This window comes from Sorangium sp. So ce836 (assembly GCF_028553905.1).
Classification (GTDB): domain Bacteria; phylum Myxococcota_A; class Polyangia; order Polyangiales; family Polyangiaceae; genus Sorangium; species Sorangium cellulosum_D.
The window spans coordinates 335,086-360,406 of the sequence record NZ_CP102233.1 but is presented as its reverse complement, the minus strand read 5'-3'; the positions used below and the strand labels follow the sequence as shown (position 1 = coordinate 360,406).

At 71.2% G+C, this 25,321-nt stretch carries 15 protein-coding genes; 7 read left to right on the top strand and 8 right to left on the bottom strand.

What is annotated here, in order from left to right; translation table 11 throughout:
* Positions 1 to 11: 11 nt before the first annotated feature.
* Entirely contained in the window at positions 12 to 1,853 is a 1,842-nt protein-coding gene (locus tag NQZ70_RS01380) for a vanadium-dependent haloperoxidase (RefSeq protein ID WP_129572605.1), read from the bottom strand.
* A 326-nt stretch (positions 1,854 to 2,179) separates the two neighbouring features.
* Between NQZ70_RS01380 and NQZ70_RS01375 the strand changes: the two genes are divergently transcribed.
* On the top strand, positions 2,180 to 4,288 hold the full coding sequence (locus NQZ70_RS01375; RefSeq protein ID WP_129572604.1) for a radical SAM protein: 2,109 nt from the start codon (positions 2,180 to 2,182) through the stop codon (positions 4,286 to 4,288).
* A gap of 404 nt (positions 4,289 to 4,692) precedes the next feature.
* Positions 4,693 to 8,070, top strand: a complete 3,378-nt coding sequence (locus tag NQZ70_RS01370; protein ID WP_207217709.1) for a carbamoyltransferase N-terminal domain-containing protein — start codon at positions 4,693 to 4,695, stop codon at positions 8,068 to 8,070.
* Positions 8,071 to 8,100: 30 nt separating this feature from the next.
* Here NQZ70_RS01370 and NQZ70_RS01365 read toward each other — a convergent pair whose 3' ends face one another.
* On the bottom strand, positions 8,101 to 9,270 hold the full coding sequence (locus NQZ70_RS01365; RefSeq protein WP_129572603.1) for a hypothetical protein: 1,170 nt from the start codon (positions 9,268 to 9,270) through the stop codon (positions 8,101 to 8,103).
* A 298-nt stretch (positions 9,271 to 9,568) separates the two neighbouring features.
* On the opposite strand from NQZ70_RS01365, the gene NQZ70_RS01360 reads away from it, so the two are divergent.
* Positions 9,569 to 10,225 carry a lamin tail domain-containing protein gene (locus tag NQZ70_RS01360; protein ID WP_237244910.1) on the top strand — a complete coding sequence of 219 codons (657 nt, stop codon included), beginning with the start codon at positions 9,569 to 9,571 and terminating at the stop codon, positions 10,223 to 10,225.
* A gap of 60 nt (positions 10,226 to 10,285) precedes the next feature.
* Here the strand turns inward: NQZ70_RS01360 and NQZ70_RS01355 are convergent, their stop codons facing one another.
* Positions 10,286 to 12,259: an FG-GAP-like repeat-containing protein gene (locus tag NQZ70_RS01355; RefSeq protein ID WP_129572602.1), complete on the bottom strand. Its 1,974-nt coding sequence runs from the start codon at positions 12,257 to 12,259 to the stop codon at positions 10,286 to 10,288.
* A gap of 134 nt (positions 12,260 to 12,393) precedes the next feature.
* On the opposite strand from NQZ70_RS01355, the gene NQZ70_RS01350 reads away from it, so the two are divergent.
* Positions 12,394 to 13,401 carry a hypothetical protein gene (locus tag NQZ70_RS01350; RefSeq protein WP_272827558.1) on the top strand — a complete coding sequence of 336 codons (1,008 nt, stop codon included), beginning with the start codon at positions 12,394 to 12,396 and terminating at the stop codon, positions 13,399 to 13,401.
* 93 nt (positions 13,402 to 13,494) lie between these two features.
* Here the strand turns inward: NQZ70_RS01350 and NQZ70_RS01345 are convergent, their stop codons facing one another.
* The gene (locus NQZ70_RS01345) at positions 13,495 to 14,370 is read right to left on the bottom strand and encodes an AraC family transcriptional regulator (protein ID WP_129572600.1); all 876 of its coding nucleotides are present in this window, start codon (positions 14,368 to 14,370) and stop codon (positions 13,495 to 13,497) included.
* Between the two features lie 305 nt (positions 14,371 to 14,675).
* Here NQZ70_RS01345 and NQZ70_RS01340 point away from each other — a divergent pair, with 305 nt between their 5' ends.
* Entirely contained in the window at positions 14,676 to 15,656 is a 981-nt protein-coding gene (locus NQZ70_RS01340) for an SGNH/GDSL hydrolase family protein (RefSeq protein WP_272827557.1), read from the top strand.
* A 66-nt stretch (positions 15,657 to 15,722) separates the two neighbouring features.
* Here NQZ70_RS01340 and NQZ70_RS01335 read toward each other — a convergent pair whose 3' ends face one another.
* Both NQZ70_RS01335 and NQZ70_RS01330 read right to left on the bottom strand, forming a co-directional pair.
* Complete coding sequence (locus NQZ70_RS01335; protein ID WP_129572597.1) at positions 15,723 to 16,019, bottom strand: hypothetical protein; 297 nt, start codon at positions 16,017 to 16,019, stop codon at positions 15,723 to 15,725.
* A 10-nt stretch (positions 16,020 to 16,029) separates the two neighbouring features.
* Positions 16,030 to 17,466 carry an FAD-dependent monooxygenase gene (locus NQZ70_RS01330; RefSeq protein WP_129572596.1) on the bottom strand — a complete coding sequence of 479 codons (1,437 nt, stop codon included), beginning with the start codon at positions 17,464 to 17,466 and terminating at the stop codon, positions 16,030 to 16,032.
* A 68-nt stretch (positions 17,467 to 17,534) separates the two neighbouring features.
* Between NQZ70_RS01330 and NQZ70_RS01325 the strand changes: the two genes are divergently transcribed.
* Positions 17,535 to 18,161 carry a TetR/AcrR family transcriptional regulator gene (locus NQZ70_RS01325; RefSeq protein ID WP_129572595.1) on the top strand — a complete coding sequence of 209 codons (627 nt, stop codon included), beginning with the start codon at positions 17,535 to 17,537 and terminating at the stop codon, positions 18,159 to 18,161.
* A gap of 91 nt (positions 18,162 to 18,252) precedes the next feature.
* Here the strand turns inward: NQZ70_RS01325 and NQZ70_RS01320 are convergent, their stop codons facing one another.
* A complete protein-coding gene (locus tag NQZ70_RS01320) occupies positions 18,253 to 20,244 on the bottom strand; it encodes a hypothetical protein (protein WP_129572594.1) in 1,992 nt (663 codons plus the stop codon).
* A gap of 338 nt (positions 20,245 to 20,582) precedes the next feature.
* On the opposite strand from NQZ70_RS01320, the gene NQZ70_RS01315 reads away from it, so the two are divergent.
* A complete protein-coding gene (locus tag NQZ70_RS01315) occupies positions 20,583 to 21,065 on the top strand; it encodes a hypothetical protein (protein ID WP_129572593.1) in 483 nt (160 codons plus the stop codon).
* A 607-nt stretch (positions 21,066 to 21,672) separates the two neighbouring features.
* Here NQZ70_RS01315 and NQZ70_RS01310 read toward each other — a convergent pair.
* Positions 21,673 to 24,654, bottom strand: coding sequence for a penicillin acylase family protein (locus NQZ70_RS01310; protein ID WP_165373744.1), 2,982 nt, complete (start codon positions 24,652 to 24,654; stop codon positions 21,673 to 21,675).
* Between the last annotated feature and the right edge of the window lie 667 nt (positions 24,655 to 25,321).

Here is a 25,321-nt window from a genome sequence, read left to right as displayed (position 1 = left end):
GCCGGTCCGGCTCAGATCGTGATTCGCGTGCCGTCGAACCGGGTGAACGTGAACCCGTCGAACGGCTCGCGGAAGGTCCGGCGCTCGTCCCGGAGCAGGCTGATCGCCACCGCCTCGCCGAGCGCCAGCGACGCCGCGGCGTCCGTGCGCCAGTGGATGCCCGCCCAGTTGCGCCCGAAGGCGGCGTTGGTCGCCAGCTTGTTCAGCTCACCGCCCACGGTCAGGGGCGGCCCGCTGTAGGGGACGAGCCGGGTCGGGTCGGCCGGATCGGGGACGAACGGATCCTCGATGACGTGGTCCTCGTCGAAGAACGCCTTCAGGAGCGTCACGTTGACCCCGGCGATGGCGGCGGCGCCGCCCGGGTACGACCCGTGGAGCGGGGCGCCCTCCGGGAAGGCCTGCGGCAAGAGGTAGCTCCCGAACGTGTCGAACGTCAGCTCGACCGCCAGCGAGCTGAGGATGTCGTGGTGCAGCGGGTGCTCGCGCCCGTTCGCGAGGCGGTGGTGGACCAGCCCGCCGTACGCCTCGGGGCGGATGCTGCGGTGCACGAACCACTTCTGCCAGTAGGCGGCGCGGATCGCGCGCGACGTCCCGAAGGGGAGCAGGCCCTGCAGGTAGGCGAGCGAGAAGGTCGCGGCGGCCGAGGCCTGCGTCCGCGACGAGAGGTAGGGGTTCGTGGGGCTCAGGGGCGCCGCGATGCCCCCCGGCACGGCCGGGTTCGCGCTGCGCGCCGCGCCGAGGAGCAGCGCCGCGCCCCAGAAGCTGGCCGCGCCGCCGTGCACGTACTCCGCCAGATCGCGCCCTGTCGAGACGTAGCGGCGCACCGGGTCGTACGCGATCGACCGGGTGGGGTTGAGCCCGTTCTGCACCGCGAGCCACTCGTTGTAATCGGTCTGGAAGTCGTTGCCCGGCAGCGCCGTGCGGATCGCGCCCTCCAGCACCTGCGGGCCATAGGGGATGTCGCGCAGGAGGAACTGCGAGATGTAAGGGCCGTCGAGCACGCCGGGAGGAATCACGTGCCTGGCCGTCCTGCCCGAGCGATCCCGGGGATCGGCGTAGGTGACGCTGCCGCGGAACAGCGTCTCCAGCGTGACGCGGCCGCCGACCCGGGGGCCGGTGTAGCCGGAGAGGCGATCGATCTCCTCGATCGCGTCCGCCACATCGCTGCTGTCGGCGTAGCTCTCGAACGGCACGTCCCGCAGCAGCGCCTTCCAGTAGACCTCGACGGCCTCGGCGGCCTTCTCCGCGCTGGCCAGCGCGGGGGCCGGGGGCACGCCGATCTGGGGCGGGGTCGTGCCGATCAGGCTGACGGCGAGGGTGCCGATCGGACTGACCAGCTTGCGGGTGCCGCCGAGCGGGATGGCCTCGAAATCGTCCCATTCGCGCGACGCGTGGGCGCGCGCGGCGACGCGGTACGCGGCCCGATCCACCTCGCCTCGCGCGTCGTGCGGCAGGCCGCGCGTGTCCGTCCCGATCTTGTTGGGATAGCGCTCCTCGTCGCCGTTGTTCGGGTGAGGCGCGATGGGCTCCTCGAACTGGTCGACCGCGGCCTCCACGCGCACCCGCAGCGCGCGCAGGCGGAGCTCGTGATCGAGCGGCGAGACGCGCGGATCGCGGCGCAGCGACCCGATCCCGTCGAGCAGATCGTCGATGTCCCTGCCCCGCGCCGCTTGCGCGACGCCGGGGGTCCCGGCGAGGACGCCGCCCACGGCGAGCGAGCCGGCGACGCCCATGAAGGCGCGCCGGCCTGCCGCCTTCTCGGCCCTCGGCCGCGTCGCGGCGCCCTCGGGGCTCGCGGCGTCCGTCGTCGAAGCATCGCTCCGGGGATCGCGATCGTGAGAATCGATGGTCATGGCGTTCAGCTCCGTTCGTTGCAGGGAGGTCGGCGTCCGCCGGCCGCGGCGTCCGCGGCCGAGCACCCGTGAGATCCGGCCCGTGAGCTCAGGAGGAAACGTCGCGTCCAGGAAGCGGAGAGGGTGAATGCAGAAGGCGAGCTTCCGGCGGCGCACGCGCTCCGAGCGCTGAGGGGCCAGGAAGGACCAGGCAGCGGTCTCCGTCCGCTCATCCGTTTTACAGGATTAATATCTACTATAACGGACAATGTCGAGCAAGGACTTTGTTTCGTGGCGTACCTGCGGGGCTCGTGTTCCGGACCCGCAACAAGAGTATCGTTCGCGCCATGGAAGACGCGGTCCCCCTGCCGTCGCGCGATGAGCTCCGGCCCCACGCGCTCGACGGGGCGCTCCTCTGGTTCCACCCGAGAACGGGGACGAACGTGCGCTGGGACGGGGCCGAGACGCGGCGGTTGACGAGGCGGGCCCCGCGCGTCGCCCTGTTCGGCATCACCAACCGGTGCAACCTCGCGTGCTCGTTCTGCTCGCGGGACCGGGAAGCGGGGAGCGAGTGGACGGTGGACGGGGCGTTCGACGTGCTCTCGGGACTCGCGCGCCGCGGCCTCCTCGAGGTGGCGTTCGGCGGAGGAGAGCCGCTCGCGTTCGCCGGCTTCGACGAGCTCTTGACGCGCCTCGCCGAACGGACCGCGCTCGCTCTCCATTTCACCACGAACGGCACGTTGCTCACGGAGCGGAGGCTCCGCGCGCTCGCGCCGCACGTCGGGGAGATCCGAGTCTCGGTGTATCGAGACACGCCCTGGGAGGACCGGCTGGAGCTGCTCGCCGCCGCGGGCGTGACGTTCGGCGTGAACGTGCTCGCGACGCCCGCGCTGCTGCCTTCGCTGCCAGCGCTCCTCGCGCGGCTCGCCCAGCTCGGGTGCCGCGACGTGGCGCTGCTGCGGTATGTAGGGCTCGACCCGGACAACCACCTCGGCCCGGAGGGCGAGCGCCGCCTCGCAGAGATCATCGCAGACAGCCCTGTTCGAGCGCGGCTGTCGGTCTGCTTCGGGGACAGGCTGGAGCCCGTGCCGCGCCTCTTCGAGGGGGTGGACGGCGATTGTGGGGCCGGTCTGGACTTCGTGACGATCACCTCGGATCGCACGCTCAAGGCCTGTTCGTTCCAGCCGCGGGGGGCGCCCGTCCGGTCGGCGGACGACGTGCTCGCCGCCTGGTCTGCCGGGCGAGCGCGGCTCCTCGGGCCCGCGCCGCTCCCGGGCTGCGCCCGGCCCGCGCGGCGCAAGGCGAGGCTCTCCGACGGTATCCGCATCTGGCAGGGATTCTCCGGCAACAACAGCGGCGACTGCGTGCTCGTCGGGCGCTTCGAGGAGCTCGACGACGCCCGCCGCTACATCGACGATCTCTTGCCGGGATGGACTCCGGGCGAGCCGTTCGGGAAAGAGTGGCGAGCGCTCCTGGAGCGCGAGGGGATCCGCCTGGAGGGCGGAGAGGTGGCGCCGGACTCGATCGCGCGCGTCGGGGGGAGCGTGATGATGCACACCGGCATGGCCGTGGACGACGACTTCCCTGCGCTGCGAGCGCTCCTCTGGAAGCGGGGCGGACGAGCGGTGTATTCCGGCGTCCACGAGCACGATCCGGTGGAGATCGTGGCGGGCCTGCGGTTCGAGGACGCGGCCTCGCTGGAGGCGGCGGAGATCGCGCTGGCGGTGGACGACGTCGCCGTCCTCGAGAGGCGCGGCCTCGACCTGTACGGCCCCGTCCCGGTCCGCCACGTGTCGCTCTCCTCCGGGGCGCCGGATCTGGGCGCGCTCCACGGCACCATCTCGCAGCTCGAGGCGATCGCCGAGAGGCACGGCGCCCATCTGGCCGCCGAGCTGGCCCCGCTCCCCGGTGAGGCCCGCTGGCCTCAATGGCTCGCCGCCCGCCCCCCGAGCGCCGATCGCGCGCGACTCTGGGCCTCGTTCCCGGACGCCGCGAGGGCCGCCTCCGTGGCCGGCTCGCTCGACGGCAGGGCGGTGATCGCGGACCGCTATCTCATCGCCACGTCGGCGCGGATCCCGACGCGCTACGGCTTCCAGATCCAGCGCGCCGGCGGCACCGCGGAGTGGATGGACGGCGGCCCGGTCCGACTCTCCGCCACGTTCCGGCCGCGTTCCCAGGAGAATACGGCGTGCACGGAGCCCGCGGCGCTCAAGGTGGCGTTGCGGCCTTATCTGACCGCGGACGACGAGCTCGCGACCGACCAGGGGTGGAGCTACCCCCGCGCCACGGTGAGCACCGGCGAGCCGGGTCGCGTATTGCCCGCGCTCGTCGACTTCGCGCGCAGCCACGGGCTGGAGATGTGGCTCGACGCCGCGCCGCGTGACCGCATCGTCGCCGTGATCGCGCGCCTGAAGGACGACCTTGCCCGGGCGCAGAAGGCCGCGCGGACGAAGTAGCGCGCTGTCGTTCGCGCTCTCACCTCCCTACCCGGCGCTCTACGTGACGTCGCAGGTCCCGCCGCGCTGCCGCCTGCACCGTCCTCACCACCGCAGCTTGCCTTTCTATTCTTTCGTTATAACGGACAAATTTCCACCATAAGCGACCTGCTCGCACCGTGACCTCGGCAGCCGGCCGGACGCAGGAGCGGCCGCCCCGAGCCCCGCCCCGCCCGCCGATCGCCCGCTGCTGCCGGTCCGTGAATGTCGCGGCCCGCCCGCGCATCGGAGGCGTCTGGCGCGGGGAGCGCCTACGTCCACCACGCCGCCCACGGCGAGCGGGTCAGCACGATTTCTTCGCCTGCAGCGAGGCCGCAGCAGGAGCCGACGCCAGCACAGGTACCAGCACCCCGAAGAGCAACGCCATGTTTCTTCTCGCTCAACAGACCCACCGGATGCTCGTGTCGTATCACCCTCGGATCGGCCACCTGTACGTCCCCAACCAGAAGGCGCGCATCCCGCATGAACGCGGCGGCTACCTGGTCCGCACCAACGCGCAGGGCTTCCGCTCCGATGTCGACTACGCGCCGCAGCGGCAGGGCAAGCCGCGGATACTCGTGTTCGGGGACTCGATGACCGCCGGCGACGGCTGCGAAAACCACGAGCGGTACACCGAGCACCTCGGCCGCCTCCTCTCCGCGGAGGTCTACAACTACGGGCTCTCCGGGTCGGGCACGGACCAACAGACCCTCATCCTCGAGGAGCTCGCCGCCGGGGTCGAGGCCGACCTGATCATCCTCGCCGTGTACATCGACAACGTGGAGCGCGTCCTCTCGACGCACCGCGTTTCAATCGACAGTGCGACCGGACGCAAGCTCCTGGTGCCGAAGCCCTATTTCGAGCTCGTCGACGGCGAGCTCGTGGTTCGCCAGCAGCCGGTGCCGCGAGAGAGGCCGGACACAGGGCTGGCGTGGGAGAACCACTTTCCCAGCATGCCCGGGCTGGTCATGCTGTACAGCCAGCTGCGCGGCGTCCCCGTCGAGTCGGCCAACATGCCCCCCATCACGAGGGCGGCCTCGGACGTGATGGAGCGACTGCAGGGGCAGCCCCTGTTCGATCAGCTCGTTCGATTCGCCGCGCCTCGCTCGTGGGACGACATCAAGCCGTTCCGGCCGTGGATACAGCGGATGCTCGGCTTTCGCCCCTGCTCGGCGCACTACGACCAGCCGACGTCGGACGGGTCCAGGCTCCTGCGAGCCATCATCGCCAGGTTCGTCGAGGCCGCTCGACCTCGTCCGGTCCTCCTGATGCCGGTCCCGGTCCGCTACTATTGCCAGATCCCGAGCGCGGCGAGCTATCAGGCCTTCTTCGCGGACACGGCGCGCGATCTCGGCTGCGAGCACCTCGACCTGCTCGGGGAGCTGGCGCGGCTCCCGTTCGACGAGCGCAAGCGCATCTCGTTCCCCATCGACTCGCACTTCAGTCCGGAAGGTCACGAGCAGGTCGCGAGGATCCTCGCGCGGCACATCCACGATCGTGGCTTGCTCCCGGCGCCGAGCGCAAAAGCCCCGGCGCGGGGCGCACCAGCGGCCGGCGGCGTCGTCGCGCAGCCGCGTCATGCCCGCCCGCGCGAGAAATACATCCTCGGCATCTCCTGCTTCTACCATGACTCCGCGGCGTGCATCCTGCGCGACGGCGAGGTGGTGGCGGCCGCCGAGGAAGAGCGGTTTTCACGGGTCAAGAACGACCGAGGCTTCCCGCGCCAGGCCATCAATTTCTGTCTGGAGGAGGCGAACGTCGCCCTCTCGGATCTGGCCGCGATCGCCTACTACGATGACAGCGCGCTGGCCTTCGAGCGCGTCCTCTCGAGCGCCGCGGCGGCCGGCCGATCCGCGCGGGATCAGTGGGCAGCCATGCTCCCGTCATGGCTGTCGACAAAGCTCCGGATCGCCGAGGTGCTGGAGCACGAGCTCGCCTACAGCGGCCTCGTGCTGGAGAACCTGCACCACCGCTCGCACGCCGCGAGCGCGTTCTTCCCGTCCCCGTTCGAGGAGGCGGCGATCCTGACCATCGACGGGGTCGGCGAGTGGAGCACCGCGAGCATCGGCGTCGGCAAAGGCTCCGAATTGCGCCTCCTTCAGGAGATGCGGTTCCCCCACTCGCTCGGGCTGCTCTACTCCGCCTTCACCCAGTTCACCGGCTTCAAGGTGAACAGCGGCGAGTACAAGATGATGGGCCTGGCCCCCTACGGCGAGCCGCGCTACGTCGACAGGATCCTTCAAAACCTGGTCGAGATCCGTGACGACGGCTCGATCCGCCTGAACCTGGAGTACTTCACCTTCTTCGGGGAGGACACCATCACGAACGCGAGGTTCGCGGCGCTCTTCGAGGGGCCGGCGAGGGATCCCGCCGCGCGCATCACGCGCCGCGAGATGGATCTGGCGCGCTCCGTGCAGGTCGTGATCGAGGAGGCGGTCCTCAAGATGGCGGCGCACGCGCACCGTCTGACGTCGGCCTCCAAGCTGTGCATGGCCGGCGGGGTGGCGCTCAACTGCGTGGCCAACGGGCGCATCTTGCGGGAAGGGCCGTTCGACGAGATCTGGATCCAGCCCGCCGCCGGGGACGCAGGAGGCGCGCTCGGGGCGGCGCTCGACGCCTACCACAGCTACTTCGGACAACCTCGGCGCCCAGCGAGCTCGCCCGGCTCCGCGCAGCGCGGCTCCTATCTCGGGCCGGCCTTCTCGTCCAGCGAGGTCGAGGCCTTCGTGCAGACCCACGGCCTTCCGTGCGAGCGCCTCGAGCCGTCCAGCCGGGCTGCCCGCGTCGCCGAGCTCCTGGCCTCGGGCCGGGTCGTCGGGCACTTCAGCGGGCGCGCAGAGTTCGGCCCGCGCGCGCTCGGCGCGCGCTCGATCCTGGGCGACGCGCGCAGCAGCGAGATGCAGGTCACGCTCAACCGGAAGATCAAGTACCGCGAGTCGTTTCGCCCGTTCGCGCCGTCCGTTCTGGCCGAGCGAGTCAACGAGTACTTCGATTGCGCGGGCGAGAGCCCGTTCATGTTGCTCGTCGCGCCGCTCGTGGAGGGCAAGCGCAAGCCGTTTTCCCGCGGCAGCTCCGAGGATCTGCTCGAGGTCGTCCGGGCGCCCCGCAGCGATGTGCCGGCGGTGACCCACGTCGACTATTCGGCCAGGGTGCAGACCGTGACCCGCGAGGCGCACCCCGCCTACCGGGCCGTGATCGAGGCGTTCGCCGAGAAGACGGGTTGCCCGGTGATCGTCAACACGTCGTTCAACGTGCGCGGCGAGCCGATCGTCAATACGCCCTACGATGCGTACCGCTGCTTCATGCGGACCGACATGGACGCGCTCTTCATCGAGGACCACCTGTTCCTCAAGGAGCAGCAGCCGCCGTGGCCGGAGGAGGGCGGCGCCTACGACGAGTGGGCGTCCGTCGGGGCCTCGGCGCCCGAGCAGATGACACGGCCGCTCGAGCGCCTCTTCGACAGCGACTTCCTGCCTGCGGTCGCGGACATCGAGGGCGCGCTCGCCGAGGCAGGGGCGGCCACGCTCTCTCCGGCGGAGGGCCAGTGGGAGCGGGTCGACGCGGCGATCACCTATCCGCGCGCGCTGGAGAGGCGTCCCGCGCAGCCGGACGCCTTCGGGCGCGCGATCACGAGCGGCTGGAGCTCACCCGAGCTCGCGCGCGCCCTGGCCCCCGTCATCGCGAAGGGCGTTCGCGTCGTCCACCGCGTGCCTCATCGCGCGCAGCGGGAGGTCGTGTCCGACACCATGTACGTGATGTTCTGAGCGCGCGGACATCGAAGCGGGCAGCGGGGCTCACTCGATGACCGAGTCCGTCACCGCGATCGGCGTGTCGTCGTGGTTCGAGATCTGCGGGTAGGTCGGGTACCACGATCCGCCGATGTTCTCGGTGATCACCGATCGATCGATGACGATGTTCCCCGAGTGGTCGTTGCTCACGAAGAAGATCGCGCTCCCGTACGCGTTCACCTCGTTCCGCTCGATCCGCGTCCCGCAGAGCGTGAGCGTCATGGTGTTGCCGTCGTTGTAGATGGCCCCGCCGCTGCCGCCGCCCGGCGTCCCCGCCTCGGCGGGGTTGCCGCCGCGCCCGATCGCGCGGTTGTGGGAGAACAGGCTGTTCACGACCGTCCACGAGACGCCGATGCTGCTGATGCCGCCGCCGTTCGCGCACGCGTTCCCGTAGCCCTCGGCGCCGCCGAAGGTGCTGTTCACCACGTAGAGCGGCAGACCGTCGTATTGCATGAAGGCGCGGATCCCGGCGCCGCCGACGTCGGGGCCGGCCCCGTCGCACGCGTTGTTGAAGAAGCGCGAGTTGACGACCTTCAGGCGCCCGCCCTGCGCGAAGATGGCGCCGCCGCCCTCGTCGTCATCGTCGGTCGAGTCGCCCTCGATGAAGGTGAGGTTCTGGACGGTCAGGCGCGGGTGATCCTGGTTGTCGCAGTTCGGCGTCGTCCACACCTGCGCCTCGTCGCAGGTGTTCATGTAGAGGATGCGCCGCTGCCCGCCGCCGCTCAGCGTCACGAGCCCGCCGCCGTCGATCACGATCTCGGGGCCGGTATCGTTGAAGATCTTCGCGGTCTCCTCGAGCGTGATGGTGATCGGGTCGGGGCCGCAGTCGAAGGTGATGATGCCGCCGGCCGCGACGCCGCTGACGACGGCCTCCGAGGTGCAGCTCTCCGGCGTGCCGTCGCCGATCACCGTGGTCGGGGACGAGGTGTCGGCGGCCTGCGCCTCGGCCGGCACAGCGCAGCTCCCGTCGGGGTTGCCCGCCGCCGGGCCGCCGCCCTCGTGCGCGGGTGATCCCGCGCCGGCGCCGCCCGAGCCCGCGCCGCTGCCGGACGCGCTCGCCGCTCCGGCGCCTCCCGTGCCGGTCGCCCCCTCCCCTCCGCTCGAGTCGTCCGCGCAGGCCTCGAGCGCGGTCACCATCGACAGGCACAAGATCAGCTCCAGCGATCGTCGCATCATGTCCTCCTCACCCCGAGAGCATGCTGGCAGCGGCGTGGACCGCTCTCGGACCACGCTCGCCGCAGCACGGCGCTGGGCATGGTACCCCCACCTCGGCGGCGCCGCCCCTGAGCCGATGGCGCCGGTGCCTCCACCGGCGCTGCGCGCCGACGGCGCGGGGCAGCCGCGCTGGTGATCCGGCCGACTCGAGCGCGGCGATGGAACGAGCAGGAGGACCCGCGGTGGGCGCCGCACGCGCGCCGCCCCATTGACGCACCGCCGGGGCCGCCGTGTGCTGTGCGCCGAGGAGACCATCGCGATGGCACAACGTCGATTCATCATGCTTTGCCTTGCCGCGCTCTGCGCCGGAGGCTGCGGTTCGGGCGACGAGCCGGGGGACGCCAGCACGACCGCCGCGTCGTCCCAGGCCTCGAGCGGCACCAGCGGGGCCTCGAGCGGCTCCGGCGGCAGCGGGCCAGGGGGAACGGGGACGGGCGGCGCGCCCGCGTCCACGACCGTCGTGGTGAACGAGATCTCGGCCAAGGGCGGCGACTGGATCGAGCTCGGCAACCCGGGACCGGGGTCGGCCGATCTCAGCGGGCTCGGCCTCTGCGACTCCGACGACAGCGGGATGTGCAACACGGCCGACGCGCTCAGGTTCCCCGAGGGCACGCAGCTCGCCCCGGGGGCGTACCTGCTCGTCCTCGGCGATCAGGCCGCCGAGGCCGGCCCTGGGCCCCACACCACGTGTCTGCCGGATGGCGGCCCGAGCAGCTGCTTCTATGCGACCTGGAAGGTCAGCGCCTCCAGGGGCGAGACCGTCCACCTCATCTCGGCCAACGACCAGGTGCTCACCCAGCTGGAGTACCCGATGGAGGCGGCAGCGGACGGCGAGACGTGGGGCAGGTTGCCCGATCTGACCGGCGAAGGCGCGGTCACCGCGCCGACCCCCGGGGAGGCGAACGCGGCGCCATAGCGCCTGCGTCGCCGCGTCGGGCCTGCCAGACTGCGGCAGGAGCGAGCGGCGACCGCGGCGTCAGCTGCGGCGGATCCGCCGCAGCCCGAGGGCCGCGGCGGACGCGAGCGCGAGCCAGAGGGCCTGGGGAGGGGCGCTGGGCGGGGACGCCGCGAGGCGGCAGCCGCAGCCGCTCGAGCCGTCACCGTCCGGCGGCGTGCGGGGGATCCCGCCGAGGAAGCCTTCCGGGATGACGCGACCGAACCTGTTGTTGCTCTCGTCCGGATCCTTCGCGTCGCTGGTGACGGTCGCCCACGTCTCGACCCGCTGCCCTCGATAATCGAGCTTGCCACGCACGGTGAGGGACCAGCCATCGAACTTCGGCATCTCCGCGACCTCGCAAGACAGCTTGCCCGCTTGCACGGCGCAGTCCACCCCCTCGTCCGTCGTCCAGGTGACGCCGACCATGCCCTCGGGCAGATCCTGCTCCAGACGCACGCGGCTCGCCGCCGAGGGCCCGTCGTTCCTCACGTGCTCGATGAGCATGATGTCCGAGTCCTCGATCACGATGCTCACGTCGCCGTACAGGTCGGCGCGCACCTCGTTGTCGATGGGGATCCGCAGCGTCGCGCGGTTGTTGCTCGGGTCGGCGTCGACGAGACGGCTGCACACCGAGACGCTCAGATCCACGTGCTCGCCCTCCCCGACGTCGAGGGTCGCCACGAATTGCCTGCTCTCTCCGGCGCCGAGCCCGGGTACGGAACATTCGCCAGGGACGCCGCAGCTCAGCTTGACCTGACCGCTCGCTCCACCGTCTGCGGAGACGGTCATGCCCTGCGACGGTGTGGAGCTCCGGTTCGTCACCGACAGCATCAGCCGGGGGTCGTCGCCTGACCTGACGAGGTCGGGCGCATCCACGATCTCGACCGCGAGATCGGTCCGCAGGCCGGCGGCCACGGAGGGGTCGTAGATGGAGTCGACGAGATCGAGCAACCCGTCGCCCGTCAGGTCGATCAGCGCTTGCGGCGCGTCCTCCGACCGATTGCGCTCGGTGAACGTCCATTGCCTCTCGACGAGCCGCCCGATGAACGAGCCGACGACCAGCTCGTCTGCGCCGTCCCCCGAGAGATCGGCCGTGAGCATCCGGCCGCCCCCGCGAGCCCTCTCCTGGGGCTCCAGCGGGGTGAAGGTCCCCGCGGGGGCCTGGAGCCACGTGTGGAGCAGCATCTTGTAGTTCCCCGGTGCGACCTCACCCCTCGCGATCACGGCCACATCCTGGAGACCGTTGCCGTCGAAGTCGCCGAAGGCCCCGAGCTGGTAGCCTCCGTCCATCGCCAGCCGATGCACCGGCTGGAAGCTCCCCGCGGCGGTCCGCTGGGCGATGGCGACACCGCCCGCGGCCGGATACAGCAAGTCCTGCAGACCATCGTCGTCAACGTCTCGCGCGACCATCTCGGTCGTGAGCGCGACGGACGCATCGAGCACGGCGGCGTCGGTCAGCGTATGAACCGCGCGGAACGCTCCCTCCGACGCGTGGAACAGCTGCATCTCGCCCGGGGCCGTCTCGACGACGATGTCCGCCTGGCTCGGGCTCAGGAAATGCCCGGCGGCGAGCAGCAGCGGCGCTCCGGGATCGCGCGGCGTGACATCGAGGTATCCGAGGTGCGTGAGGTTGCCGGACGTCTGCTGGAGGACGAACACGCGCTGGGTGTCCCTGACGACGACATCGAGCTGGCCATCGCCGGTGACATCGGCGACCGCGAACTGCCGCATGCCCCGCTCGCGGTCCACGTCGTGCACGTACTTCGTGCTGGTGAGCGGCGAGCCGTCGCGGTCGCGAAGCTCGAGCGTGAGCTCGAAGGGACGGATCATGAGCCAGTCGTAGGCGCCGTTCCCGTCCATGTCGGCAAAGAGCACCCGCTCGCTCCCGGGAGCGAGGGCGAGCTCGGTGGCGCTCGACGCGAAGAAGACCGAGTCGCACGCTCCAGCGGCCAACGACACGCTCGGCAAGCTCAGGGGGAGCAGGCCGGCGATCATGAAAGCAGTCCATTTCATGAAAGCCAGGCTACCATGGGGACCTCGGGCCTTGCGGGACGCAAGGCTGACGAGCTCGTGCTCCCCGCCGGGGCCGATCGCGCCGCGTCGAGCGGCAGCGAAATATGCGAGAATCTCACCCAACAGGGAACCTCATGTCACCGATGCCCGCGACCGAGCTCCTCCGCACCCCGTTGCTGCCGCCGCGCCCCCTCCGGGCGCCCCGCCCGCGCGGCGGGCCTGCGAGAGGGGCCCTGGCGCGGCGCTCGGCGCCGCCAGCGCTCGCGCTCTCGCTGCTCCTCCTGGGCTGCGGAGCCTCGGATCCGCCGCCGGAGGTGCGGGTCTCCGGCTGCCCTCGCTGCGCCGGGGTGGCGCGGGTCGGCGCGCTTCCGGAGGGCGACATCGACGAGTGCTCCGGCGTGGTCGCCAGCGGGCTGCACCCGGACGTGCTCTACGTGCACAACGACCACGGCGACGACCCCCGGTTCTTCGCGATCGGGCTCGGCGGCGCGCTCCGGGCCGAGGTGGCCGTGGCCGGCGCGGCGGCGATCGACTGGGAGGACATCGCGCGCGGCCCCTGCCGCACGGGCGGGGGCAGCTGCCTGTTCCTCGCGGACATCGGCGACAACGACGGCGAGCGCGACAGCTACGCGGTCTACAGCGTGCAGGAGCCGGACGCGCTCGGAGGCGCGCCGCGCGCCTCGACCGCCGAGGTGTTCGTGATCTCGTACCCCGACGGCAGCCACGACGCGGAGACGCTCCTCGTTCACCCCACCACCGGGGCGCTCACCGTGGTGACGAAGGTCAACAAGGGCATCTCGGAGATCTACGAGCTGCCGGCGCTCCCCGCCGCGGGCGCGCCGGCGACGCTCGTCCACGCGGGCTCCATCCAGCCGCCCGCCGGGAGCGCGCGCTTCACGGGCGGCGACGTGCACCCCGACGGCGCGGGCGTGCTGCTGCGGACCTCCTCGCACGTGCTCTACTACCCGATGGCGCCGGATCAGACGGCGGCGCAGGCGCTGGCCGGCTCGCCCTGCGTGCTGCCGTCGGCCGACGAGGAGCAGGCCGAGGCGATCGCGTGGATGCCCGGCGGATGGGACTACGTGATGATCGGCGAAGGGAAAAAGGAGCCGATCCACCGCGTGTCCTGCCAGGCGCCCTGAACGGCGCCCGGGTCCTGGGCGGCCGCCATGGCCGGCGGCCCAGCGCCCTCGGCGGTCACGCCGCCTCGAGACAGGAGCGACCCGGGCGGGCGATCACCTCTTTCGATACGCGCCGGGCGTCATCCCCGTCCGGCGCTTGAACGCCGTCGTGAGGTGCCCCTGGTTGGAGAAGCCGCAAGCCAGAGCGATCTCGGCGATGGACAGCCGCTCGTCCCGGAGCATGGCCATCGCCCTCTCGATGCGGCGCGAGAGCACGTACTGATAGGGAGTCTGGCGGAAGGCGTGCTTGAACAGGCGCGAGAAATGGTCGGGCGAGTAGCCCACCTTCCCCGCCAGGTCGACGAGCCCGAAGTTCGAGGAGAGCTCGTTGTCCACGAACTTTTCGATCTGGGTGCGCTGGCTGCTCGAGAGGCTCGTGTTGCGCAGCGAGCTCTCCGCCTTGGCCCCCGCGCCGTAACGAGCCGAGAGATAGGAGGCCAGCGCCAGGGAGAGCGACTGGACGTACACGGCTCCGAAGTACTCCTGCCCCTCGGCCTGCGCCTGAAGCCGGAGAACCAGGTCGACCACGTGGGCGTCGACCAGGCCAAACTGTGGGCCCCTCTCCGGAACCAGACCGGGGGACGGAGACGAGCAAAGGGCCAACATCGATGCTTCGGGGAAGTTCACCGCCGTGCACACGGACGGCCGCCCCTGCCACTCGACGCTGTGGAGCCTGGTCCTCCGCGGCAAGAGATCCATCATGCCCGAGAGCCGCTCGAAGGAGTGCTCCCGAACCTCCCCCGAGGTCGGCTCCTCGAAGCGAATGTGGACCTGCGAGGGGCCTCCGGTCCAGACCAGGACCGCATCCGACTCGTTGGAGAGCCCCTCGAGCCGGCCGCTCTCGGGCACGTGCCCGATCCGGAGAGGCAGCCCCACCCAGTCCGATCCGGTGAGCGCTGCTCCGTACTTCGATGCAAGCTTCGCGGTCATGCCTGGGGTCGTCCCGGAGCATCGTCGGCATCGAGGAACACAGGGGTCAAGGCCTTCGTTCGCGGGGCGTGTCCCAGCGCGCACATCTGCCCGCAGGCGCCGCCCGGATCCGAGCCCGCGCGTCGAGATCCTGAAAACCTTCGCCGGGAATTTGAACGACGTCGGTGCGAGCGCTGCGTACCCTTCCGCCACTTCCTCGCAGAGGCCGCGCGGACGGCGTGCCATTGCGCCGAGCCCTCGCCGGGCTTCTGCCATAGACACAATTTTTCACGACTTGGTCGCCTACGACCGGGAGCGTTGCTCATATGTCGACTTCGACCTCTCCGCTTCTCGTCCGCCGTGGTGCATTCGGCGCCCTCGCCCGCGCGGTCCCCCTCGCGGGCCTTCTCTTCGTCGGCTCCCTGGCCTGCTCCAGCGATCCTGATGGGTCGTCCGCGGGCTCGGGCGGGTCTGGCGCGGCGACCTCCGGCGGCGTTCCGGCGAGCGCAAGCGGCGCCTCGACCACGAGCGGGGCGGGCGGCGCGACCGGGACCGGTGGCTCGGGCGGGGGGGCGACCACGGGCAGCGGCGCGACGACCAGCGCCGGGGAGGGCGGTGCAAGCTCTTCCACGAGCGCGACTTCCGGCGGCTCGGGCGGGGGTGGGGGTGCTCCCGATCCGGGGTTCCAGCCTTGCCCCGCGACGGGCCCCTGCAAGGTCCTGCCCCTCGGGGACTCGATCACCGTCGGCCTCGGCTTCGACGGCGGGTACCGGGTCGAGCTCTTCCGCATGGCCTTGCAGGACGACCACGAGATCACCTTCACGGGCACGCAGCAGAAGAACGGCCCCGCGATGGTCGACGGCGTGACGTTCCCCCGCAACCACGAGGGGATCAGCGGGCAAACCATCCAGCAGATCAACGGTCGTGTGCCGACCCCGGCGCTCAACGAGATGCCGCACATCGTGCTGCTCCACGCGGGCACGAATGACATGGTGCAAGGCGCGAACGGCGCCGACACCCGCCTGGCTGCTCTTCTGGACGACCTCATCGCCGAGGCGCCCGACGCGCTGATCGTCGTGAGCAACATCATCCCTCTGCCGCGCTCCGCGAACGCGGTCAATACGTTCAACGCCACCATCCCCGCGATGGTCGAGGAGCGGGCCGCCGCGGGCGCGCACATCGTCTTCGCCGATCAGTTCACGGGTTTCCCCGCGTCCGAGCTCGGCGACACGGTCCACCCCAATCAGGCGGGTTACGCCCGGATGGCGCGCGTCTGGTACGAGGCGATCGAAGGCTACCTGAGGTGAGCCCGCCTGGAGTCGAGGGAGTCGAGGGGCAGGCGGCGCGCTCCCGGGGCCGGGAGGCGTGGTCGCTCAACCGGCCTCTGCGGGGCGCAGCGGCGCGCCGATGCGCGTGAGGTGGTCGCGCACGCGGGCAAAACCCTGGAGCAGGTGCTCGTGCACCTGCTCCTCGGTGTTGGCCGAGGTGATGGTGATCCGCAGCTCCGGCGGCATAGTCCGGCACCCCCCGTGGGCGCCGGCGGACAGCAGCCGCGCCACCTTGGCGACGAGCGCCTCGAGCGCGCCATACGTCACGTCGGCGCCCTCCTCGCGGATCGCCGCGCGCGTCGCGTGGTCCCGGAAGGCGCCCGCGAGCGCCTCGTGCAGCACGCCGCTCTGATCAGAACCAGCGCGCGAGCGCGTCGTCGAGCGACGTCGACGACGCGTCTGTCCACGCGATGCAGCCGTCGGGACGGACGAGCATCGACGGGCCGTCTTTGGTGCGTGCAAATTGCACGTCTTGCGGGAGCGACCGTGCCGAAGGCGAGATGAAGAGGCCGCCGCCTCTCTCCATCAGCGCGTAGAGCCGCTCTTCGCCGCCATCGGTGAACGTGAGGAGCTGGTCCTTCGCGAGCGTGCCGACGAGCGGGTCGTCGTCACCGAGGTCGTAGCGAATGCCGACGCCCGTGAGCATCTCGCCGAAGTAGCGATTGCCTTCGGGCAGCTTCATCAGGTCGCTCACGATGGTGCGGAGCGCGCTCGTCAGCGGGTCAGGACGCATGAGCGCGACTTGCGCGCGGGTGTTTTCGAGGACGCGCGCGGCGACGGGGTGGCGCTCGGCGGTGTACGAGTCGAGGAGATGCTCGCGCCCCTTCACCGCCGTGGCGAGCTTCCAACCAAGGTTCGCGGCGTCGACGAGGCCGAGGTTCAAGCCTTGGCCGCCGAAGGGCGAGTGGACGTGCGCGGCGTCACCGGCGAGAAGGACGCGGCCCATCCGGTAGGTCGTCGCTTGCCGCGCGTTATCGGTCCAGCGCGTCGCCATCGTCATCGACAGGATCTTGACGTCGGTGCCGCTCACGCGCTGGATCGCCGCTTCGACCTCGGCTTGCGTGATCGGCGCATCCCGGTTGGGCGGCGGTCCGTTGAACTCCGCCGTGAAGACGCGCCCCGGCGTCGGTCCGGACGCGACGAGGCCGCGCGGCGTTCGGTGCCAACCCGTCGCGAGCTTCTCGGGCGTATCGAGCTCGACGACAGCCTGATAGCCGGTGATGGTCGGAGCCGTGCCGGGGAACTCGAAGCCGGCGAGCTTGCGGACGCGGCTCCGGCCGCCGTCGCAGCCGACGAGGTACTTCGCGCGCAGCGGGCCAGCGGTCGTCTGCACGGTCACGCCGTCGTTGTCCTGCTCGAAACCTTCCATGGTGACGCCGCGACGGATTTCGATCCCGAGCTCCGTCGCGCGCGCGATCAGGATCTTCTCGAGCGCCGCTTGCGGCACGGGACGCATGTGGCGCTCCGGGTCGCGCTGGAGGCTCTGGTCGATCAAGAACAATCCAGAAAAATGGCCCCCGGGCCTCCTCATCGGTCCAGGTCCGAACCGCGCCTTCAGCGCCGGCATCATCAGCGCCATGGCGGCGCGGCGCTCGTCGTCGAGCGCACACGCGAGCCCGCGTCGCTCCAGCGCCTCGGCTGCCACCGCGCCGACCGAGGCGGCCTTCATCGTGCGGTCGGGCTCCACGAGCCGCTCCAGCACGAGCGGCTTCACGCCCGCGATCGCGAGCTCGATCGAGAGGAAGAGCCCGACCGGGCCAGCGCCTACGACGACGACGTCGTGAATCACGACGTGAACATTATACTCGGTACAACATTGCGCAAGTAAATTTTTTGTCTTAGTCTAAGATTCGATCCATGGGCGAGCTCCGCGAAAGGAAGAAGCGCGAGACCAGGCAGCGGATCTCCGACGTCGCGACGGAGCTGTTCTTCGCGCGCGGCTTCGACGCGGTGACGGTCGAAGAGATCGCCGCCGCCGCAAATGTCTCCAAGATGACGGTGTTCAACTACTTCGCGCGCAAGGAGGACCTCCTCCTGGATCGCGAGGACGAGGTGAAGCTGCTCTTGCGCGAGGCCATCGGCGAGAGGCCGCGAGGGCAGTCGCCGATCGACGCGCTCCGCCGCCTCGTCGACAGGCTGTGCGAGCAGAAGCATCCGTTCGCGCGCATCGACGGCCAGACGGTCGGCTGGTGGCGCGTCGTTGCGGCGAGCCCGTCGCTCAAGGCGCGCCTCCGCGAGATCGAGGACGAGGCGGTCGAGGGGCTCGCGGTCGAGCTCGCGGGTCCGACGCCCGATGGCCTCGCGCGCCTCGTCGCCGGCATGGTCGTGCTGACGTGGCGCACTGCTTACGGCGAAGCGATCCGCGTGTTCGAGCGCGGAGGCTCGGCGAAGAAGGCGAACGCGGCGTTCATCGCGTTGATCGATCGCGGCTTTGCGGCCGCTCACGGAATGGCGGCGAGCGCGATCTGGCAGACGACCCGATGACCTCGCGACGGGCGAGGGCGGCTGACGGACCGATGATGGCGCCGCCGGGGACGGCGAGCGCGGCGCCCCGGCGCAGCGGGCGCCGGGCGGCTCACGGCACCGCGTGGCCGTCGACCCGGAGCTGGAACAGGAAGTACGGCGGGATGCAGGCGCCCTCGCCCGAGCTCGTCCTGGCGCACACGTAGTCCTCGCGGCAGGGCGCCTCGCTCGAGCAGCGGCGCAGGCCCGCGGGCGCGACGTGGCGGCTCAAGCACTCGGTGAAAGGCGTGCCGCGGGCGAGGCAGCGGTTGAACGGATCGAGCACGGCGATGGCGCCGCAGACGCCCTCCTCCGGGAGCGCGCCGCAGCTGCCGGTGCACATGCCGCCGGGGAACCCGACAGGGCTCGTGTTGCATACCGCGGCGGGCGGGCACGCTCCGGGCTGCGCCGCCGCGGCGCGGTCGCGGTGCGGGTCGGCGTGGGGGACGACGGCGCCGATCTGGCAGGGGTCGCCGACCTGCGGCGCCGCCGGCAGGCAGACGCCGACGGTCGTCCGGTCCTCTCGCGGCGCATCGTAGGCGGAGCACACGAGCCCCTCTGCGCACGTCCAGTCCGCGAAGCTCGGGTCGCCCAGCCCGCAGCGGGCGCCGTACCCGCCGCGGGCGCCGTCGGCCCGCTCGGGGTACGGGACGGCGTGGTCCGGCGCGGCGCCCCGGGCGACGGCCTCGACCACCGCCTGCCGGCGCGGGAGATCGCCCGCGAGGTGCGCGGACTCGGCGGCGGCGAGCGCGTCGTGGACGCGGCCGGGAGGCTCCTGCCCGAGCAGGTGGAAGCCGGCGATCGATCCGCTCTGGTGGCACCCGGGGCAGGTCATCTGGTCGAGCCGCCGGAGCAGCCCCTCCGGCGAGCGGACGCGCGAGAGGCCGCCGAAATCGACGCCGCCGAAGTCGCGGGGCTCGAACAGGACGCGGAACGGCCGGTTGGCGCGGCGGGCGAGCCCGTGGGGCGTGGCCGACAGCGCCTTGGTGGCGAGGAACTCGCCGGGCAGGAGCGCGGTCCCCTCGTCGATGCGCGCGAGGTTCTCGGGGGCCGACAGCCAGGCGCGCAGCCGGTCGCGCTGCTTCGGGTCGCGGGCGATCCGGGCGACGTCGGGCGTGTTCTCGAGGGCGAGGGGCGCGTAGCGCCCGGCGCGCGCGTCCCAGCGGAAGGCGCGGAGCACGTACTCGGCGTGCCCGCCGAGGTCCGGGCGCACGGTGGACGGCCAGCGGACGCTCTGCAGGTTCACCACGAGCCGCGCGAGGTTCGCGCGATCGACGGCCGGGGGAGCGAGCGGGCCGTCGGTCGAGGTGAGCCAGCGGGCGAGCGCCGGGCCGGAGAGCTGCGCCGCGCGCGACCAGGCCTGCGCGAGGCGGCGGCACGGGGGCGCGTCGCCGCCGGGGGCGAGGAGCTCGAACGCCGCGGTCATCGGGAGGCGCGAGGCGGCGGGCGCGGCGCCGGCGGCGCCGTCCGGGGTCTTCGCGGCGTAGGCGAGCCGGTACACGAGGCGGGTCTCGCCGCAGGCCGAGGCGTGGAACGGGCGGCGATCCATCCGGTTCACCACGCCGATGAGCTCGAAGCGGGCGCCCTCCGCGGAGAGCCACCGCTCGTCGAAGAGGCGGTGCGCGTGGCGCGCGACGCTCGTCCCGCTCCTCGGATCGGCGCGCTGGACCTGCCGCAGATCCTCCGCGAGCACGCCGGCGACCGACGCGAGCTCGGGGGTGCGGGACAGCGCCGAGAGCGCGCCCGGCGCGCGCGGCGCTCCGGTGAGCACCGCGCCGAAGTCGAGGCCCGCGGCCTCGAGCTCGGCGAGCACCGCGCGATCCGTGATGAGCAGGAGAGGCCGCCCCGCCGGAGCGCTCTCCTGCCGCGCAGCGCCGGGCGCCGGCTCGCCCGCGGCCGAGCCGGCGGAGGAAGGCGGCGGGGCGGACGGCTGCACCGCCGTGCTCGCGGCGTCCTGGTGCGGCGCGGAGGGGCGCTCGGACGCCCGCCACGAGCACCCGGCGATGCCGGCGCCAGCCGCGAACGCGGCGAAGGCGAGGGCGTGGCGGAGGCGGCGGGCGCGCATGCGGCCAGGCTACACCGGCGCGCGCAACAGCGCGCAGCGCGGGGTTGGGGCAGCCGGCGCACGGAAGCGTGGAGCGACGGATCGGCGACGCGTTCCGCCTGCTCGTGGTGCGACGGCACGATCCGGCCGACCGGACGCGGATGTCATACGACCCAGCAGGCGAGCCGGCTCTTCATCGAGACAGCACTCCCCGGTCCGGATCTTGCTGTGGCCGCGGCTGGAGGCTTGAAATGCGGAATCATTGGGGATTGTTTCTTGTGGCGAGCGGGCTTCTGGGGGGATGGGGTACGGCGTGCTTGCCTGGGGACGGGGGGTCGAGCTCCAGCGGGAGCGACGGGTTGAGCTCCGGCGGGAGCGGCGGCTCGGACGGCTGCGGGTGCGTGGCGGACACGATCCGCTGGGGATACTTCGGTGGATTCACCCCGAACGAGGAGACCAGCGCGCTCTCGCCGTGTCGTGCCTTCTCGTTCGAGCGGCGTGCGATCCGGGGCGACACGTTGCTGATGACGTGCTCGCAGGAGCTTGACGACTGCGAGGAGGGGGTGGGCGCCGGCGACGTCGCGAATGCGCTCGGCCATCCCGATGTCGTCGCGGCGCTCGCGGTGGCGCCTGTGCTGTATGGGAGAGACGCTCGACCCGTGGACGGGAGCTTGTTCCGGATCGAGGTCGACGGCGCGGTCGTCGATGTGGGGTACGAATGCGGGGAAGCGCCGGACTGCATCCCGGTTCCGGACGGGGTGGCCGCGCTGGTGAACGTGCTCCGGACGCTCACGCAAGAGCAGCTCGCGCGCCAGACGTGCGGGGCAGTCACGACGCCGTGAGCGCGGGGGCCGCTCAGGCTTTCTGGAGGAGCTCGACCTAGTTCCATCCACGAGGAGTCCGGCCAGGGATCCGGAGATTCACCACGACCGGCTCGGTGGTCTCGACGCCGAAGCGCCTGTCGAAGGCCTTGCCTCGCTTCGCCGGAAGCTGGAGCGCGTATGCCGCCATGGCTGCGAGCACCGCGTCGATCCCGCCGATGACGCAGAGGGTGCGAAGCAGCCTGGCCGCGCCTCGATGGGCACGACGGAATGACGTGGCGACTGCGTGGACCCTCGGAGCTCCATGCTGAGTGCAAAGCCGGCGACCGACCTCGCGTGCTCAAGGAGCCTCGCTCCCGCCAGCCGCCGTGGACATGGCCTATGTACCACGGCGCTGCCCATCGCGCGAACGACCGCGTGGACCCGCGACTAGCACTTGTGCGACATCCACGCACCTGGATGTGCTGCGCTTCTGCAGGACCATGGTTGATCGCTCGCAGGCAGGAACGATGGGGCCAGGCGGGCAGACCGTGCCCGGGGAGGGACACCCCAGGCCTCGCCTCGATCGCGTGCTCGGATCGTTACGTGACAGATGCCGGCCCGGGGTGGGCCTCGGAGGACGCGCCGGCTACGGCGCCTCGACCACCGTGCGCGACTCCTTCGCCTGGATCACGTCGGGGAGCAGGAACGGCACCAGGTGCGTCTGGTTCTTTCGCCAGAGCTCGGCCTGATCGCGGAAATGTGGGCTCTCGGCGTCCCAGACATTGCCTCCGGGAATGGCGTTCCACGCCTTCGGCCCCGCCGGGTCGAGCTCCACGACGAGCCGTTGCGACGGGCCGTGGACGTACCGGAAATCCGGTGACTCGTCGAGCGCCCACGAGAGGCGGTAATCCGAGGAGTCCACCGCGAACTCGTCGCCGCCGCGCGGAAAGCCGCCGCTCCAGAGGGGATCGCTCGGCGGAGGGATGCTGAGGCTGCTGAAGAGGGGGACGAGCGCGTCGAAGGTGACCGTGTGAAAGGCGCCCCAGCGGGGCGCCGCAGCCCCGGAGCCGCCCTGTTGTTCGAGCCAGGCGAGGGCGTCGAGCAGGGCGCGCAGCACGCGCTCGTCCCTGGACTCGACCGCTGGCGTGCCCATGTCGTCCCACAGCGTGCTGTCCTGCACGGCCGGATCGAAGGTGGCGAGCTGCTCCCGATCGGCGGAGAACAGGTGGAGGAGCGCCTTCGCCGACAGCTCCCGGGAGAACGACGAGAAGCCCATCTGGCCGAGCTCGTCGCCGAGCACCCGGCGCACCACCCGGACGAGCCAGAGGTTGAACACCAAGGTCGCCTCCGAGGCGCGGGCGTCGATCGCGCCGGGGCCATCGCCATCGTCCGCGAGCGGCATGGCGGTATCGAGATCGATGCCGGCGGCCGCCTTGTAGTCCGCCTCCTTACCCCAGCCGTCGAGGAGCGCCCGCAGGGCGGCGAGGCGCTGCGGGTCGTATGCGGCGTCGGCGACGATCGCGCTCAGACCGGGGTGAGTACCGGGCGTCGCGCGCTCCTCTTCGGCGCGGTCCATGGCGCGGAGGAGGTGAGGCACGAGCCTCGCGCCGAGCGCCGACTTGATGTCGCCCTGGATCGCCGCGCAATCCTCCGGCGACAGAGGTCCCTCGTGGGCATCGATCCGCTCCTGGATGCGGCCCTCACGAAACCCGATGTCGAAGCTGCAACCCAGGTACATGGGGGTGCCGTCGGGGAGCGAGCCGTTCGATGGATCGTTGTCCAGGGAGTCCCCGATGGGGTCGTTGTTCGCCGTGGCGATGTATCCGGCCGGCGGGTTCTTCGCCCGGGGGATGAGGTGCTCGGGGAGCGTCCCGGTCCACTCCGCGGTCCCGTCGCCGGGGAGCACCATGCAGGGGAGGACGCCCGTATAGGTGGCCGCGTCCCAAGCGAACGCCTCACGAGACCGCGTCGGGATCGCCGCGTGCGTCGTCCAGAGGATGTCGCCCGCGGCGTCGCCCATCACCCAGTTCTGCGCGCCGACGCTGAATTTCGAGAGCGACTCCTGCGCATCATCGACCGAGCGAGCACGCAGCAGGCCGAAGATGGCCTCCAGCTCCTTCGTCGGCTCCAGCCCCGTCCAGCGGACGCTGAGCGCCCCCACGGCCGGGTCCGGATCCACCACCGCGTGGTCGACGATGGTCGGCAGGAGCGGGCCGTGATGGGGCACGATCGGGACACGGTAGGTATAGGGCTCCCTGCCAGCGATCGCGATGACCTCCTCGACCGTCTGGAGGGGCACTGGATTGCCCTTGAAGAGCACGGCCTTGCCGTCGGGCGTGAGCTTCTCGGCATAGACATCGGTGACATCGTACATCGCGACCGTCGCTCCCCACCCGACGTGCTCGTTGTGGCCCAGGATGATCCCCGGAATCCCGGGGAAGGTGACGCCCCCGACGTGAACATCGCGGCTCGCGTCCTTGCCCTCGGGCGCGGTGACATGGATCGAGACGGCATACCAGACGGCCGGCGCGCTCAGCGACAGGTGGGGATCGCTGGCCACGAGCGCGTGCCCCGTCGCGCTCCGGCTCGCGTGGATGGCCCAGTTGTTCGAGCCGAAGCCCTCCGGGGCGACCTTGCTCCTGGCGCGCTGGACCGCGCTCAGGTAGCCGGTCAGCGACGAAATGAGCTTCGCGCGGCCCGGCGCGGCGTGGCCCGGCCGTCGCGCGCGAGACGCTCTCTTCACCGCCTTGTCCTCCGCCTTCTGCGCCTTCTGCCGCGCCGGGGAGGCGGGATAGCCGCTGCTGGTCACCGCGGGCTCGGAGGGGGCGAACCTCAGGAAGTCCCGCTCGAAGCCGGCGCGCTTCTGCGCGAGCGGATCGGGGCTGCTCGACGCGAACGTCGTCCGGGCGGCGTCGAAGAACTGCTGCATGGTGATGTCCAGCTCGGCGTCGAACGACAGGAGGTAGCTCTGGAAGCGGCTGATTACGAGCGAATCGACGCCGCTCCAGTCGGTGAACGCCTCGGCGGGTATCCCCGTCGCGCCTTCGGGAAGGAGGATGTCCCCGGAGCGGATCTTCCTGAACACCTGGGTCACCCCGTCCGCGTACGCGTCGAGCATCTGGCGGAGCTCCCCCTCGGGGAGCGCGTCGTACTGGGCCCTGGCGATCCGACCGAGACCGACATGGCGGAGAGCGATGTCCTGATCGATGGTGGTGGGATCGAGCTCGCCGAAGAGCTCTGCGAGCCTCCCCTCGGCGGTGCGCCGCAAGATCTCGAGCTGAAGCGCGCGGTCGCGCGCCGTCAGATACCCTTCGACGCGCATCGCGTCCACGAGGTTTTCGGCATAGATATGGGGCCTACCGTCCCTGTCCTGGACGACATCGACGGCAGAGAGCAGGCCGTCGATGGTGAGCCGCCCGTCGACGGGCAGATCCGGCCGATCGCCGAGTGGACCGAACGTCGCGGAGGAGGGCGGGCTGCCGTCGGGCGCGCCCGCGTCGGGATCGCTGGGCGCGCCCGCGTCGGGCGCGCTGCTCCCGGGACCAGGGTCGTCCGAGCACCCGAGCATGCCCGTGAGCCCGGTGACCAAGGCGAGGACGCAATGTGCCGAAGATAATGACAGTCGCATGAACGCTCCTTGGTAGGATGGAAGCGAGCCACCGCGGCGGTGTCGTCCCGCGGCGCGGTGGCTGGAACAGCACGTCGTCAAGCGAGGTAGGGTTCGGAGCTCCTTTCGCGGCAGCATGGGCCAGGGCACGACCGGCAAGAGGGAGCGTGCCTTGGCGTGGTGTCTGGGCCAGCATGACACGCAGACGCCGCCGCGGCCCGTGTCGGACCGCCGCCGCGCCAAGCTGCCTGAATCTTACCTTGGTCCCCCGGGTCGCCGAGGAGGCCAGCGACTGGCGAACGGGTCCGGGAGGCCACGCAAAACAATCTGAAGGGTCGCTCCCCTGGCGGCACGAAGGGCAGTGAGCTGACCGATCGGGGCGGCGGGGAGCACGCCATCGTCGAGATCAGACGCAACGCTGCGCTGATTCTATTCGGCGAGTCCGTACCCACGGCTCGTCGACGCCGTTCACACGAGACAACGAGCTGGAGTTCGCGCTGCGCTCGCATCCCGCACGTTCATCTAGAACGCCTCTGAATGACCGCCTTGATGCCGAGGCGTTAGCGCGCGCCGTCGAGCGCGGGGGCATTCCCCTCGCTCACGTGCTGTCGCCTCACCGGCGGGCTATTCGCCATCAGCTGGCCGTCCGGCGCGCGTTGGTTGAGACGCGGGCCCAGTACGTCACCAC